At 61.5% G+C, this 15,345-nt stretch carries 10 protein-coding genes; 1 reads left to right on the top strand and 9 read right to left on the bottom strand.

Annotation, left to right across the window (positions count from 1 at the left end; all coding sequences use genetic code 11):
• Positions 1–22: 22 nt before the first annotated feature.
• A complete protein-coding gene (locus H3S97_RS06375; RefSeq protein ID WP_198220041.1) occupies positions 23–862 on the top strand; it encodes an alpha/beta hydrolase in 840 nt (279 codons plus the stop codon).
• A 91-nt stretch (positions 863–953) separates the two neighbouring features.
• Here the strand turns inward: H3S97_RS06375 and H3S97_RS06370 are convergent, their stop codons facing one another.
• The 9 genes from H3S97_RS06370 to H3S97_RS06330 all read right to left on the bottom strand — a co-directional run bounded on the left by H3S97_RS06370 (position 954) and on the right by H3S97_RS06330 (position 15,345).
• Positions 954–2,993, bottom strand: a complete 2,040-nt coding sequence (locus H3S97_RS06370) for a beta-galactosidase (protein ID WP_198220040.1) — start codon at positions 2,991–2,993, stop codon at positions 954–956.
• Between the two features lie 89 nt (positions 2,994–3,082).
• Positions 3,083–4,585 carry a glycoside hydrolase family 43 protein gene (locus H3S97_RS06365; protein ID WP_198220039.1) on the bottom strand — a complete coding sequence of 501 codons (1,503 nt, stop codon included), beginning with the start codon at positions 4,583–4,585 and terminating at the stop codon, positions 3,083–3,085.
• 12 nt (positions 4,586–4,597) lie between these two features.
• Positions 4,598–5,677: a glycoside hydrolase family 5 protein gene (locus H3S97_RS06360; protein WP_198220038.1), complete on the bottom strand. Its 1,080-nt coding sequence runs from the start codon at positions 5,675–5,677 to the stop codon at positions 4,598–4,600.
• 183 nt (positions 5,678–5,860) lie between these two features.
• A complete protein-coding gene (yicI, locus tag H3S97_RS06355; RefSeq protein WP_198220037.1) occupies positions 5,861–7,888 on the bottom strand; it encodes an alpha-xylosidase in 2,028 nt (675 codons plus the stop codon).
• A gap of 76 nt (positions 7,889–7,964) precedes the next feature.
• Complete coding sequence (locus tag H3S97_RS06350) at positions 7,965–9,488, bottom strand: alpha-L-fucosidase (protein ID WP_198220036.1); 1,524 nt, start codon at positions 9,486–9,488, stop codon at positions 7,965–7,967.
• Positions 9,475–10,152, bottom strand: coding sequence for an SGNH/GDSL hydrolase family protein (locus H3S97_RS06345; protein ID WP_198220035.1), 678 nt, complete (start codon positions 10,150–10,152; stop codon positions 9,475–9,477). Before H3S97_RS06345 ends, H3S97_RS06350 begins: the two co-directional genes overlap by 14 nt.
• A gap of 245 nt (positions 10,153–10,397) precedes the next feature.
• Entirely contained in the window at positions 10,398–12,149 is a 1,752-nt protein-coding gene (locus tag H3S97_RS06340) for a type 2 periplasmic-binding domain-containing protein (RefSeq protein WP_198220034.1), read from the bottom strand.
• Positions 12,150–12,306: 157 nt separating this feature from the next.
• Positions 12,307–14,052 (bottom strand): type 2 periplasmic-binding domain-containing protein, encoded by a 1,746-nt coding sequence (locus H3S97_RS06335; RefSeq protein ID WP_198220033.1) that lies wholly within the window; start codon positions 14,050–14,052, stop codon positions 12,307–12,309.
• A gap of 363 nt (positions 14,053–14,415) precedes the next feature.
• Entirely contained in the window at positions 14,416–15,345 is a 930-nt protein-coding gene (locus H3S97_RS06330) for a carbohydrate ABC transporter permease (RefSeq protein WP_198176963.1), read from the bottom strand.

Raw genomic sequence — 15,345 nt, 5'->3', positions numbered from 1 at the left:
CTATCGAAGAGGATGAGAGCGGATGCAGTATTTTGAACAGGAGATTGAGGGGATTGACGGAAGCCGGGCCAAGTTCGTCGGCTACAGCCTGGACAACAGCGAGGAGGTAGTGCCGGACCGGGTCCGCCCATCGGTCCTGGTCATCCCCGGGGGTGGCTATGAGATGACCTCCGACAGGGAGGCCGAACCCATCGCCGTACAGTTCCTGGCGGCTGGTTGCAATGCCTTCGTCCTGCGCTATTCCTGCTGGCCCTCCGTGTACCCGACAGCCCTGGTCGAGGCGGCCGAAGCCATGAAGCGCATCCGTGAGCACGCCGACCAGTGGCACGTGGACCCCAAGGCCATCAGTATCATGGGCTTCTCAGCCGGTGGCCACCTGGCGGCCAACCTGGCCACGACCGCCGGAGACCAGGACCTCAGGGCCCACGGCTATGACCCCGACGCCGTCCGCCCCGACGGCCTCATGCTGGGTTATCCGGTCATCACCTCCGGCCCCCTCGCACACCGGGGGAGCATCGACCACCTCCTGGGCGACAAGAAGGAGGACCCTGCAGCCCTGGAAGCGGTTTCCATCGAGAAGCACATAGACAGCAAGACCCCGCCCGTATTCGTCTGGCACACCATGGAGGATGGCCTGGTCCCTCCGGAGAACACCCTCATGCTGGTAGAAGCATGCAAGCAGGCTGGGGTCAGCGTGGAAGCCCACCTCTTCCCCCACGGAGGCCACGGTCTGGGCCTGGGGACTGAAGAGACCGCCTGGCAGGGCACCAATGGAATCGAACCCTGCGTGCAGATCTGGCCCCGTCTCGCGGCCGCCTGGATCAAGCGGACCTTCAGGGGCCAGGAAGGTCCGACCGCCTGACTCCCGCCCATACCCCTGGCTCCATCCTGGCCCGGATCTCCTTGATGCCGGCCATGACAGGACCCGGATACTCAGGTTCACCGTCGGCCGGTCAGGCCAGTGCGACCAGAGCCACCCCGTAGGGCGGCAGATCCAGTGGGCCAGACACCCGGCCGCCGGCCAGGAGGTCCTCACCGCCCTTCAGGAGGGGGAGGTCGGCGGTAATTGGTGAACGGGCCGAGTTGATCACGATGGCATACCGGGTCCCATCATCCGATTGGCGGAGGGAAAGGCTGACGTCCTTGGGAGTGTCGACCGCAGGGAGCCCCAGGCTGTCAATGATGGGATCCATGAAGGCATCCATGCCGGCCTCGTCCAAGGGAGTGCCAACGAAGTAGGCCCTTCCCCCGCCGAAACCGTTCACCGTCAGGGCCGGGCTGCCGGCGTAGAAGTCGCCGCCCCCGTAGGAGGCAAGGGGCTTGGCTCCCTCGCAATGAATCAGGCAGGCCACGATCTGACCGGCAGGATGGCCGTCGACAGCTGCCAGACCTTCCACCGGCATGGTTTCATCAGGCGCCAGGGCATCGATCTCCTCGACCCAGACACCGGTCAGCTTCCTTAGAGCACCCGGATACCCGCCTGGAACCACCAGGTCGCGTTCGTCGTGGATACCGGCCATATAGCCGGTGACGAAAGTGCCCCCATCGGATACATAGGACTCCAGGTGGTCTGCCACACCAGGCAATAGGGAGATCAGGGCCGGGGCCAGGATCAGGTCGTACTTCTTCATGGTCTCGACCGGGGCCGTGCTCGGGATGAAGTCCACGGCCAGGTTGCGGCGGTAGAGGGGCCGGTAGAAGCGATGGACCTCCTTGGGGTAGGAGAATCCTGCCGTGGGGCCCACACAACCTTCCAGGGACCAGTAGCTCTGCCAGTCGAACATGATGGCCGCCCTGGCCACCACTCGGCTACCCATGAGGCGGGCCCCCACCCGGTCCAGTTCGGCCCCCAGGGCGGCGGTCTCTTTGAAGACTCGGGATTCCTCACTCCCGCTGTGGTCTATGACAGCCCCGTGGAAGCGCTCGCAGCCACCCAGGGACTGTTTCATCTGGAAGAACTGCACCGTGTCGGCCCCATGGGCCACGGCTTGCCAACTGAGCTTGCGGACCTCGCCGGGCCGCTTGACCTTGCAGAAGGGGAACCAGTTCTGCTGATTGGGTGTCTGCTCCATCAGCATGAAGGGACAGCCTCCGCCGACCCCCCGCATGAGGTCGTGGGACATTGCCGTGAAGCTGGATGGGGTGTCCATGCCCGGATAGTTGTCCCAGCTGACCAGGTCCATCTGCTGGGCCCACTCGAAGTAGTCCAGGTCCTTGAAGGTCCCCATCAGGTTGGTGGTGATTGGCGTGGACCCGTCGTGGCGGCGGATGGCGTCGCGCTCATTGGTAAAGCAGGCCAGCTGTGCCTGCTCCTGGAAGCGGCGATAATCCATCTGCAGGCCGGAGATCACGCACTTGTTTTCACCAATCCCGTCGCCGTAGGCCACGGGTGGTACCACGTCATCCCAGTCGTAGATGGTGTGGCTCCAGAAGTTGGCGCACCAGGCCTGATTGAGGGCCTGGACCGTGCCGTACTTTTCCTTCAGCCAGACCCGGAAGGCCCGGGCACAGCCCCCGCAGTAACACAGGCCACCGCCACCGCCGTACTCGTTGCCCACATGCCAGGCCACCAGGCCCGGGGTGTCGGCGTAGCGCTCGGCCAGATGGCCTGCCAGAGCCCCGGAGGCCTGTCGGAAGTATTCACTGGTGGGGCAGAAGTTGTGCCTTCCACCGGAAACGCGATGCCTTCCCTCCTGGTCGGTCCGAATCACCTCTGGGTGGGTTCTGACCATCCAGGCGGGCAGGGCCGCCGTCCCCGTAGCCATGACGATGTTGAACCGGTGCTTGACCAGGAGGGCCACAATCTTATCCAGCATGGAGAAGTCATATCTTTCTTCCGAAGGCTGCAGAAGGGCCCAGGAGAAGACGTTGATGGTGGCCTCGTTGATGTGGGCGTCCTCGAGCTTCTCGATGTCCTGTTCCCAGGTGTCCTCCGGCCACTGTTCCGGATTCCAATCGCCCCCGAACAGGAAGCTGCTGAATGTCGGTTTCATGATCGATCTCCTTCAGGTCGTCCGACGGGCACCAAGTGGCCCCATAGCGGGCGACTTCTCTTGTCGTTTTTGCGGAATATGCAGGTTGCTCAGACCCGGTAGGCCACCGAATCGAAGGTGACCCGTCCTGATCCGTGGGCGTAGACCCCCAGAAGGATTCCGGTGAAGCCGCCGGCATTGGTGAAGCTGAGGACCTTGCCCGGGGCATGACCCAGATTGTGATTCCCGTCCCGGCCCGAGGCACGGAAGGCGTAACCCATCTCGTCCCCCCTGATCTCAAGGCCTATGGGCGCCCCGGCAGGCAGGTCCGCGGACCCCACCAGGCTGACCAGACCGGCGTTGTGTACCTGGCCCCGGACGTGCACCAGACCATTCCGCGCAGGTTCCACCGCCAGATCCATGTAATGGCCGGCATTGGCATAGACGGCCAATCCGGCCTGACCATAAGTCAACTGGGCCGGATCGGGGAGGGTGGCCTCGAAGGTGCAACGAAAGTCGGTCTGCCGGGTCCCGATCATAGGCGCCCCATCGTCCAGGCCGAAGTCATGACCGGCTGCCTCCACCAGTATGCGGGCCGCCGTCGGGTCACCCGAACCGGTCACGCTGAAACGACCTGCCCTGTCCAGGGAGGGGGTGATCCAGTCAATCCGATCCTCAAGGGCCTCCCCCTCGCCCAGAAGAGGGACATCGTAGGACTGGTCGGCCAGGGTGGGCCATCCATCCTTCCAATCGAACCAGACCTCATAGGACTCCCTGCCCAGCCAACCCTGGGCGGGATACTCATGATTGTTCCGGGTTCCATGGAAGACCATCAGAGTACGGTCCTCATCGAATCCGGCACAGTCGCAGTGGCCGATGGCCTGAAGGGTCAGATGGGTGCTCCGGTTGGTGATCAGGGGGTTGCCCGGACACATCTCGTAAGGGCCTGTAGGCGAGGCGGAACGGGCCATGTTCTCCATGTGGCCGGCCTCGGTGCCTCCCTCGGCCCACATCAGATAGTAGAGGCCATCCCTCTTGTACATGTGGGGCCCCTCAGGATTTGCACCGGTGGTCCCCCCGCAGATCCTCTCCCTCTGAGACAGGACTGTCCCCGTGCCCACATCCAGACGGGACAGATAGATACCGGGGACCTCCCTATTGCCTTCCTGGTCAACCTGGTCGCTTTCGTTGCCGCAGATGTAGACGGTTCCATCATCATCGAAGAGGAGGGTGGGGTCGATACCAGGCCACCCCTTGACCCACAGAGGATCGGACCATCCTTGATGGGGGTCCGGCGTGGTCATGATCATGGTCCCCTTGTTGACGTTGGTGACGATCAGGTAGAACAGGCCGTCATGCCAGCGCAGGGTGGGAGCATAGATGCCCCCGCTGTTGCCCATGCCATCGCAGGGGAACTGGGAAGGTCGGTCCATGGCGTTCCCTATCAAGGCCCAATGCTTCCCGTCGCCACTCTCGTATACGGGAAGGCCCGGGAAATACTCGAAAGAGCTGTTGACCAGGAAGTAGCGGCCCGAAGGGGCACGGCAGATGGTCGGGTCCGGGTGGAATCCTGAGGCGATCCGGCGGGCGGGTTTGCAGTTGAACAGGGTCATCGCGGCACCTCCCTACTGGCGGTCCGCCCTGGCCTGGGCGAATAAGGAGGCCATGTCGGGGTCGAAGAAGCGGCCGGTGGTCCGGTCCAGGAAACACATCTCCTTGGTGGAGGTATCCCAGAGGACCGGGCAGGATCCGTTCTCGCGGCAGCAGTTCAGAACGGTCGATATCCACTTGAGGTTACTGGCATGGTCCTTCCCGTCCACGGCCTCGGTCAACAGACCGTATTCTCCGATGATCACGGGGATACCGGCATCGACAAAGCGGCGGCGCTGGGCGGCGAAATCCGCCTCCACTGCCTTGATGTCCGCCTCACTGCCCCACACCTGCCTGGGTTTGCACCAGGTGGTGTCGTGTGTGGCCAGGGCGAAATCGGCCGGTGAGTAATAGTGGATGGATACGATCAGCCGGTCCGCCGTGCTGTCCTTGGGCAGGTGGTAACGGGAGTCACAGGTCATGGCCGTGTCGGTGTTGTAACCGGGAATCAGCAGGAAGCGGTCGGCGTTGTGCGATCCACTGGCCCTGACCGTGTCGACGAAGATCTGGTTGAGCCTCTCCAGGAGGACATAGGCCTGGTCCCGGTCCATGTCATCGAAACCGATCTCGTTGCCACCCTCCAGGATGAGGTCCTGCCCGTAATCCTTGAACGTGTCGGCGATCTCACGCCAGAGACCGGCGAATCGCCTGCAGACCCCATCCGGGTCCTTGTCCGCCTTGCGGATCCAGGGGAGGTCGCCCTCACCACCATCATGATGGACGTTGACGATCACCTTGAGCCCTGCATCCAGACTCCAGTCGACGGCCCGGCGGACCGCGTTCATCCAGATGGAGTCCACGTGGCCCTCCCCGTCAATCCACTCCACCCAGGTGACCGGGATGCGGATGGTGTCGAACCCGGCCTGCCTGATCAGGCGGGCGCACCCAGGGGTGAAGGGCTGGTTGAACCAGAGCTTCTCCTGATCCTCCGGGGTCCAGTTCCGACCCTCCTTCACGGCCTTCTCATGCTCTCCTTGGAGGGGAAAAGCATCGAAGGTATTGCCCAGGTTCCAGCCCAGGCCCAACTCTCTGACGAATTCAAGGGCGGTCGTCATGAACCATCCACTTCCTTCTGCCGACAAGGCTATATCTATAGGGGATGCACCACCTGACGGCAGGGTCCCCAATCGGAGGGAAGCCTACGGGCAGATGCATCCATTGGCGTTTTCATTTATGCAATCCAGGTCCTCCCCGACCTGCCGGTCCGGGGAAGACCACACCTGGCAGCAGATTCCGGCTCACACGTGGAGGGGGTCTGTGCCTGGTCTGACCAGGACCGGCAGGGTGTGGTAGTCGTAGGTCTCCTGGTACCAGCGTCCGGGCTCATAGGTCTTTCCTGTCAGCATGTTGGCCCAGGGTCGGCCCGTGCCCTCATCAGGCACGTAGAAGCGGGCGGTCCCGTCCTCGTTGAAGATTGGGGCCACCAGGATGTCGTCACCCAACATGTACTGGGTGTCGATGTCCTCGCAGGTCGGGTCGCTGGGGAATTCCAGGACCATGGCCCTCATCATGGGCAGGCCCGTCTCATGGGTCTCATGCGACATCTTGATCAGATAGGGCACAAGACGCTGCTTGAGCTTGGCGAACTCACGGGTGACCTCGACGGCCTCATCCCCGTATAGCCAAGGAACCTTGTAGGCAGTGGACCCGTGGTAGCGGGAGTGCGAGGAAAGGAGGCCGAACTGGGTCCAGCGCTTGTAGATGTCGGGGGTGGGCTGGTCCTCGAAGCCGGCGATGTCATGGCTCCAGTAACCGAATCCGCTCATACCGAAGGAGAGACCGGCCCTCAGGCTTTCGGCCATGGAGGGATAGTTGGAGGTGCAGTCCCCGCCCCAGTGGACCGGATAGCACTGTCCGCCCACCGTCGCCGAGCGGGCGAAGAGGATGGCCTGGTCGGCCCCCTTCACCTCGACCAGGAGGTCATAGACGGCCTTGTTGTACAGGAGGGTGTAATAGTTGTGCATCTTGACCGGGTCGGAACCGTCGTAATAGACGACGCCCTCGGTGGGGATGCGTTCGCCGAAGTCGGTCTTGAAGCAGTCCACGCCCTGGTCCAGCAGGTGCCTGAGCTTACTCTGGTACCAGGCCGTCGCCTCGGGGTTGGTGAAATCGACGATGGCCATGCCTGCCTGCCACTTGTCCCACTGCCAGACCTGGCCATCGGTGCGCTTGATGAAGTACCCCTTCTCGGCCCCTTCCTTGAAGAGTTTGGATTTCTGGGCAATGTAGGGGTTGATCCAGGCACAGACCTTGAGGCCCTTCTGGTGGAGGCGGGCCAGCATCCCTTCGGGGTCCGGGAAGGCGGAGTGTTTCCACTCGAAGTTGCACCATTCCAGGTCGTCCATCCAGCGACAGTCGAAGTGGAAGACCGACAGGGGGATGTCCCGCTCCGCCATGCCGTCGACGAACTCGTTGACGGTCTTCTCGTCATAGTCGGTGGTGAAGGAGGTCGATAGCCACAAACCGAAGCTCCAGTCGGGGACCAGTGGGGGTTTGCCTGTCAGATCGGTATAGGTGTTGAGCACCCCTTTGAGGTCCTGGCCGCCGATCACCGAATATGTCAGCTCCTGGCCGGGGACGGAGAACTGGACCTTGGAGACCTCGTCGGAACCGATCTCGAATTCCACCTTGTCAGTGGAATCCACGAAGACCCCATACCCCCGATTGCTCATATAGAAGGGGACGTTCTTGTAGGCCTGGGCCGTGCCTGTGCCACCATCCTGGTTCCAGATGGTGACCGTCTGCCCATTCTTGACGAAGTTGGTGAAGCGCTCGCCCAGGCCGTAGATCTTCTCTCCTACGCCCAGGTTGAGGGACTCGACCATATGTGGCCTGCCATTGTCATCGGTCACCAGGGCCTTGCCCCTCCACGCCGACCTTGTCAGCGGACGGCCCTCATACTCGTACTCGAAGTCGATGGCATCACCCTTGGCGATCTTCAGGGCCAGCCTGCCACTGGTGAAGGTCCATCCCCTCTCATCCTCCTCAATCCTCACCGGGGGATCGGTCCGGTCAAGCGCGAACCGTGGGTCATGGCTGTGGTCCTGCCTGTAGTTGATGATCCGGGTGGTGATGATGTCGGGTCGGGGGGAGGTGACCTCGATGGTAAGCAGTCCTCCGTCCAGGGTCATGCCGGGATTCCTGATCACCTGGAAGGGGGCGTAGAGGGTCAGCCTTTTCTCTTCGATATCCGCGCTGTAGATATTGGCCGCATATTTGACGTCGAAACCGTCGCGCACAAGCCATTCTCCGTTGAGGAACTTCATATCTTCCTATCTTTCCTTGTTGTTGTCGGTCACTAAGTCCTCGAGCCGCTGACAGAAATCCCGCAGGGGCCGAATCTCACTCCACGTCGATCCGGATGCCCAGTGGCAGGCCGCTGGCCGTGGCTCCAACGGGGTCCTTGAGGCCCTGAACCGCCAGTCCCCGGTCCGTCAGCTCGTAGCTGACCGGTCCTGCACCCAACTGGCTGACCTGGCGGACAATCCCCTGAAAGACAGACCCTTCCTTGCCAAGTGGGGCAAAGGCCTTGATAAGGGCCCGTCCATCTGCGGCCGGCTTGAGCTGGTAGGCGTAGATGGCGCCTGATGCCGAGGTGAACCGGAAATCCTCGGAGGTGAAGACGGCCTCGGTCTGATCCGCGAAGGACCCCGCTGCCGGGTGGGTGGGACCCTCCTGGGCGACCCACCAGGGGCGGGATCCATAGATCCCCTCCCCATTCACATCCATCCACCGACCGATGGATTCCAACATCCCCTCCTCCTCGGGGTCGATGGACCCGTCGGCGCAAGGGCCCACGTTGAGCATGAGATTGCCGTTCTTGCTGACCGCGTCAAGGAGGGCGGCCAGGATTTCAGCCACCGACTTGTGGTCCAGGGTGGTCGTGTGGCACCAGGAGTTGCGGGCGATGGCAGTGTCCGTCTGCCAGACGAAAGGTGTGGGGTTGGCGAAGCCGCCGCGCTCCACGTCCACGATGCCCGAGCCCCAGGCCATGCCGTCCATCTTGTAACAGATGGCGGTCGGAATCCCCCACTCGACTGACCGGTCGTAGTAGTAAGCGGCCAGGCGCTGTAAATAAGGCTTGAAGGCCTCGTGCTGGACCCACCAGTCGAAGTAGAGGAGTTCGGGCCGGTAGGCGTCGATCACCTCGCAGACCCGCAGGAGCCAGTCATCCAGGTACTCCTTGGTGGGATAGGGCTTGCTGAAGAGGTCCTGGTTGTCGGGCTCGGGCATGGCGGGCCAGTAGAAGTCACCCCTCTTCATGGGCTGATGCACGTCGCTGTCGAACTCCTGCCCGTGGCCCATGAACCACCAGTGCTCAGCCCGGTGGTCGGACAGAGCGAAGTGAAGCCCCTCATCCAGAGTGGCCCGCCGCAGCTCACCGATCAGGTCGCGATGGGGCCCCTTGTCGAAGGCGTTCCATTCCGACAGGTCGCTGCGGTACATCTGGAATCCATCGTGGTGCTCGGCCACGGGCATGTAGTAGCGGGCACCGGCCCGGCGGAAGAGGTCCAGCCACTGGTCGGGGTTGAAACGCTCCGCCTTGAACATGGGGATGAAGTCCTTGTAACCGAACTCCTTCTGGGCTCCGTAGGTCTTCACGTGGTGGTCGAACTCCGGGTATCCCTTGATGTACATGTTGCGCGAGTACCACTCGTTGTTGTAGGCGGGCACGCTGTACAGGCCCCAGTGGGTGAAGATGCCGAACTTGGCATCGGCGAACCAGGTGGGGGGCTCCATGGCGCACAGAGAGGCCCAATCGGCCTTGAAGGCGCCACGGCTGATCTCGGCATCCACCCGGGAAAGGTCGTCGGCCCCGACCACGTCTTCACGCAGGGGACGGGGTTCCTGTTCACTTTTCGTCATCGAATGTGGTCCTTCCCCAGTCGAAGCCGACGGCTTGGAGCCAGGTCCTGGCCACCAGCATATGCCCCTCGATCCCGGGGTGACAACGGTCCATGCTGAGTATGTAGCTGCTCTGTTTCTCGAGGAAGTGATCCATGGCGGCCTGGACATCCACGTAAGTGGCCCCATGCCGGTCCGCCACCTGCCTGGCCACCTCGGCATAACGGTCGACCATGGCCCTCATCGGGTCCTCCCTGTTGGGCTCCATCATGAAGGGGCTCATGACAATCAGACCTTTGACACGGGGCTCGGTCCTGCCCATCAGATCCTCGTAGGTGTGTTCGAATTCATCCAGGGAGACCAGGTCCGCCTGGCGGAAGGGACCGTCAAAGTGACGCCAGACGTCGTTGATCCCTATCATGACGGAGACATAGTCGGGCTTCATGTCGAGCACGTCCCTGTCCCACCGGGCTGCCATCAACTTGATGTCGTCCCCGCTGACTCCCTCATTCATGATCATGAGTTCCCGGTCGGGGTAGACGGCGGTAAGAAGGGCGTGGACCAAGTTGACATAGCCATCGCCGAAGGAGCCCCAGCCGGCAGGAATGGCCTTGTAATCACGGTTGACATCGGTGACCGAGTCCCCACAGAAGACGATCCTTGAGTTCTTTTCAAATGGGAGCATGTAGCTCTCGCACCTCGTTTTCCTTTTCTGTCTTTTCTGTCATTAGCGGCACGGCCCCCTGATTGGAGGAAAGGCCGCATTCGTAGCCGGTGGCCGGAAACGCATCAACCGTGCCACCGGCATGGCAAGGGGAGCGCAACGGAGGAGGGTGGTTGACCACCCTCCCGGCTAACGCTCCCCACCGGTGCATGCCTGACGGCGGGCAGGGTCACCAGGGCTTCCCTGTCCTACCGTCCGGTGCGGAATCAGTTGCCTTCCGACGCCTCGCGGTTGGCGAACTGCTTCTTGATGTTGACGCGGGCCGTGTTCTGGTCCTTGGCGTTCTTCATGTCCACATCCAGAACCTGCTTGAAGCCCAGTCCGTCGACCTTGGAACGCATCTCGTCCATCAGGCTGTTGAACTCGTTGTCGTCCTTGGCGAAGACCGCCTTCCAAGAGGTGTTGACGATCTCGGTCTTCACCTGACCGCGCAAGGTGGAGATCTGGGAGGACTCATCGGGCTGGATGAAGCTGGAACCGGGGGCGATCATGAGCTTGTTCGCCTTCTCCAGGTACTGCATGGAGGTCTTGGCCCCGTCCATATGCTCGGACCAATCCTTGTCCAGGGCGGAGTTGCTGAACTGGTCGATGGTGGATTGCCACATGCTGGAGTCATAGGGCTCCTTGGTGTCGGGATCGATGTCGGTGGCCAGCTCGGTGGCGAAGTTCAGAGCGGATACACCGTCGGAGTAAGAGCCGCCACCGAACTGGGCGGAGACCTTGGAGGACTTGTTGCTCTGGAGCTTCTTGCCGAAGTCGGTCAGCTCGGGCTTGCCGTCCTTGATGTCGAAGTTCATGCCCTTGACGTTGCCGGCCATGGCATAGACGCCCTCCCTGGAGTAGAGCCAGTCGATGAAGTTGACCAGGCGCTGCTTGTTCTTGGCCTTGGACCCGACGGCAATGATGGAGGCGCCGCCATTGGGGGTGGCTCCGTAGGAGAAGATCTTCATGTCACCCATGGGGGCCAGCATATAGCCCTTGCCCTGGGCCTTGTTTTCCGTGGTGTTGTAAGCGGCAGGCCCCAGATAGCTCCAGAAGGAGAAGAGAATCTTGCCCTGCTGGTACTTGGCCGACATGGTGTCGTAGTTCTGGGTGGAGGACTCGGGGTCGACCAGGCCCATCTGGTTGGCCTTGTTGAAGAACTGGAGGGCCTTCTCGTACATCCCGCCCTTCTGGGTGACCGACTGGTAGTCGGAGCCGTCGGCCTTGGCCAGGACGAAGCCCATCTCGTCATAACCGAAGTAGGTCGTGGGCTGCTTGGCGTTGTTCATCATGTTGCCGTCCCAGTCCTTGAACAGGGAGAAGGCATAGACATTCTTGTCGCCGGTCTCGGCCCGGGCCTTGTCCTGCATCTGCTTGAGCACCTGCAGGAAGTCATCCAGGTTGTTGAACTTCGGGTAGCCGATCTCACGGTAGTAGTCCCAGCGGATGTAGGGACCGAAAACGGGCTCGTTGCCCTCGGAAGGGTCGGTCGGGCTCTTGGTGGAGACACTCTGCGGCACCCCCCAGACCCCGCTGCTCTGGCCCGACAACTTGTTGAGGGCGTCGGTGGCGGTCTTGTACTTCTTGATGTTCTTGGCATTCTTCAGGTACGGCGTCATATCCTCGATCAGGTGTGCCTTGATCAACTTGGTCAGTCTGCCGTTGCCGGCCCCGGTGATGACCAGATCACCCAGGTTTCCGGCCGCCGAACGGGTATCGAAGAGGGTGCTGCCGCCACCGGCCACATTGGGCGAGATCATGTTCAACTGAATGTTGAACTTGTCCTTGACCATCTTGGCGAACCAGCCCTTCTGGATGCCTTGGTAGTTGGCCAGGTCGTCATAGACATCCACCTTCATCAGGGAGCCGTCGTCCTTCTCATTGGCGGAGTTGCCTCCGCCGCCGCCACAACCGGCCAGGGCCAGCGAGGCTGACAGCACCGCTGCCGTCACCACTGCGAGTTTGCTCTTCTTCATGGTTTCCTTGTTACCTTTCTCTGTCATAGTCTGGTTTTCAGACTCCCCGGTCGGCCCGTGCGGTCGCCCGACACGGGCCGACCGGAGTGTGCAAATCTTGATGTGAGGTCCGGGTCCCCCGGGGACTCCGACGAGGGCCGGACGCTCATCCTCCGGTTCACTTCCTGTTTTCGAACTGCTTCTTGATGTCCACCCGGGCCGTGTTCTGATCCTTGGCGTCCTTCATGTCCACATCGAGAACCTGCTTGTAGCCCATCCCGTCAACCTTGGAGCGCATCTCATCAAGGAGGGCATTGAACTCGTTGTCGTCCTTGGCGAAGGAGGCCTTCCAGGAGGCGTTGACGATCTCGGTCTTCACCTGGCCGCGGAGGGTCTTTATCTGGGAGGACTCGTCCGGGGTCACGTAGCTGGAACCGGGGGCCACCATGATCTTGTCGTTCTTCTTCAGATATTCCATGGTGGTCTTGGCCCCGCCCATGTGGGCGGACCAATCAGTGCTCAGCGGGTCCGTGTTCTTGGCCAGCTGCGAGGGCCACATGCTGGCGTTGTAGGGGTAGCCCGTGGAGGGATCCTTGTCCTGAACGATCACAGTCGGGTAGTTCAAGGCCGAGACCCCGTCCTTGTATGTGCCGCCGCCCCAATCGGCCGGTACGTTGGCACCGTTGCCGAAGAGGACCTTCTCGCCGAAATCGGTCAGCTCGGGTTTGCCATCCTTGACCGTCCAGTTCAGGTTCTTGGGGCCAGCGGACCCGCCGGTCTGGGCGCCGGAGGCGTAGACTCCCTCAGGCGAGTAGAGCCAGTCGATGAAGTTGACCAGGCGTTGCTTGTTCTTGGCCTTGGAACCCAAGGCGATGAAGGTGCTGCCCCCGTCAGGCGTGGCGCCGTAGGAGAAGATCTTCATGTCCTCCAGAGGCGCGATCATGAAGCCTTTGCCCTGGGCCTTGTTGTCCGTGGTGTTGTAGGCTGCCTGCCCCAGCCAGGGCCAGAAGGAAAAGAGAATCTTGCCCTGCTGGTACTTGGCATACATGGTGTCGTAGTTCTGGGTGGTCGACTCCGGGTCCACCAGGCCGGCCTGCGATGCCTTGTTGAAGAACTGGAGGGCCTTCTCATACATTCCGCCCTTTTGGGTGATCGACTGGTAGTCGGAGCCGTCGGCCTTGGCCAGGACGAAGCCCATCTCGTCATAACCGTAGTAGCAGGTGGGCTGTTTGGCGTTGTTCATCATGTTGCCGTCCCAGTCCTTGAAGAGGGACATGGCGTAGATGTTCTTGTCGCCGGTCTCGGCCCGGGCCTTGTCCTGCATCTGCTTGAGGACATTGACCAGGTCATCCATATCGGCGATCCTGGGATAGCCCACCTCCTTGTAGATGTCCCACCGCACGTAGGGGCCGAAGGTGGGCTCCAGCCCCTCGGAGGGCTCCGTAGGTGGCAGGGAAGTGACCGAACCGGGCAGGCCCCAGACCCCGCTGGTCTGCCCAGCCACCTTGTTGAAGGCGTCGGTGGCGGACTTGTATTTCTTGATGTTCTTGGCATTCTTCAGGTAGGGCGTCATGTCGTCAATCAGATGGGCCTTGACCAACTTGGCCGCCTGTCCGGAGCCGGAACCGGTGATGACGATGTCGCCCAGATTCCCGGCTGCCGAACGGGTATCGAAGAGGGTGTTGCCCCCGCCCGCCACATTGGGGGCCACGATGTTCAACTTAAGGTTGAACTTATCCTTGACCATCTTGGCGAACCAGCCCTTCTGGATGCCTTGGTAGTTGGCCAGGCCATCGAAGACATCCACCTGCATGAGCGACCCGTCGTCCTTCTCGTTGGCGGAGTTGCCGCCGCCACAGCCCGCCAAGGCCATGGACACAGTTATGACAGCGGCAGCCACCGCCGTCAGCTTCCTGGCTTGCATGTTTCCCCTTTCCAGACACCGTCCGGCTCCTGGGCCCGGCCTGTCACCTTCGGCAGGTCGACGGACCGCAGGTCATCGGTAGGGTTCTGACTTCCGCTTACATACTTGTGGCTCGTACGACTGTCTCAACGGCCTGCGGGATCCTCCTCGGTCGATGCGCCCGGCCTTCAGACCCCTGCCCACCGCCGACGACTCCGTGAGCGGTGATGGTCAACCCAGTGGTTGATCTCCTTCGGACCGGCGGGGCCACTGCCGGCCTTGCATCTCTCATCGATTTGTCCTCCTTGATGAATCGACATGAACGCTTCCTGGCCGCCGCGTGGAATCAAGTCCATACGGCGGCGAGGTTGTACCCCCTCTCGATCAGCCCTTGACGGCGCCGAGCATCATGCCCTTGACGAAGTAACGCTGGAAGAGCGGGTAGATGAAGAGGATGGGCAGGACCACGATGACCGAGACGGTCATCCTGATCGACGACGGGGTCTGCTGGGTGGCCAGGGCCGCCATGTTCAGGGCCCCACCAGCGCTGGCCTTGACTGCACTGGCCAGGGAGCTTGCCTGGTTGATGTACTGATAAAGCAGGTACTGCAGGGAGTAGAGCTTGGAGTCAGTCATGTAGATCAAGGTGTCCTGGAAGGAGTTCCACTGCCCCACGGCCGAGAAGATGGCCACCGTGGCCAGAATCGGCGTGCACATGGGCAGGACGATTTTGAAGAAGACCGTCAGGGTGCCGGCACCGTCCACCTCGGCCGCCTCCTGGAGGGACTTGGGAATGGACTCGATGTAGGTCTTCACCAGGATGATGTTGAAGGGCTGCACGATGGCCGGCAGGATGTACACCCAGAAGTTGTTGGTCAGCCCCAGGTTCTTCATCGTGATGAACATGGGAATCAAGCCAGCATTGAAGTACATGGTCACGATGATGAAGCGGTACCAGAACTTGCGGTGCCACATGCCCTGCTGGGTGAAGAGAAAGCCCAGGAAGGCACTGGCCAGTACGGTCAGGGTCGCGCCGATCACGGTACGTCCCAGGGAGACCATGGCGGCTGTGCCCAGACCCTCCAGCTTGAAGACCTCCACATAGTTGCTCCAGTGGACCCCCTTGGGCAGGACGGTGATCTTGCCGGCGGCACTCAAGGTGTTGTCGGAGATGCTGTTGATGATCAGGTAATAGAACGGGTAGACGCAGATGAAGGCGAAAAGGATGAAGAAGGCGATGTTGAAGACATTGAACACCTTCTCGCCCTTGGTCCGCTGCAGGAGGGGGGAGACACCCTTCGATTCGATTGCCAT

Origin of the sequence: Bifidobacterium choladohabitans, from assembly GCF_016102005.1 — a bacterium.
Taxonomy (GTDB): Bacteria; Actinomycetota; Actinomycetes; order Actinomycetales; family Bifidobacteriaceae; genus Bombiscardovia; species Bombiscardovia choladohabitans.
This window is presented reverse-complemented; position numbering and strand designations above follow the sequence as displayed.

Excerpts from the sequence above, each read along its gene's own strand:
- H3S97_RS06375 (WP_198220041.1), top strand. The coding sequence starts at position 23 with ATGCAGTATTTTGAACAGGAGATTGAGGGGATTGACGGAAGCCGGGCC.
- H3S97_RS06370 (WP_198220040.1), bottom strand. The coding sequence starts at position 2,993 with ATGAAACCGACATTCAGCAGCTTCCTGTTCGGGGGCGATTGGAATCCG.
- H3S97_RS06365 (WP_198220039.1), bottom strand. The coding sequence starts at position 4,585 with ATGACCCTGTTCAACTGCAAACCCGCCCGCCGGATCGCCTCAGGATTC.
- H3S97_RS06360 (WP_198220038.1), bottom strand. The coding sequence starts at position 5,677 with ATGACGACCGCCCTTGAATTCGTCAGAGAGTTGGGCCTGGGCTGGAAC.
- yicI (WP_198220037.1), bottom strand. The coding sequence starts at position 7,888 with ATGAAGTTCCTCAACGGAGAATGGCTTGTGCGCGACGGTTTCGACGTC.
- H3S97_RS06350 (WP_198220036.1), bottom strand. The coding sequence starts at position 9,488 with ATGACGAAAAGTGAACAGGAACCCCGTCCCCTGCGTGAAGACGTGGTC.
- H3S97_RS06345 (WP_198220035.1), bottom strand. The coding sequence starts at position 10,152 with ATGCTCCCATTTGAAAAGAACTCAAGGATCGTCTTCTGTGGGGACTCG.
- H3S97_RS06340 (WP_198220034.1), bottom strand. The coding sequence starts at position 12,149 with ATGAAGAAGAGCAAACTCGCAGTGGTGACGGCAGCGGTGCTGTCAGCC.
- H3S97_RS06335 (WP_198220033.1), bottom strand. The coding sequence starts at position 14,052 with ATGCAAGCCAGGAAGCTGACGGCGGTGGCTGCCGCTGTCATAACTGTG.
- H3S97_RS06330 (WP_198176963.1), bottom strand. The coding sequence starts at position 15,345 with ATGGCAATCGAATCGAAGGGTGTCTCCCCCCTCCTGCAGCGGACCAAG.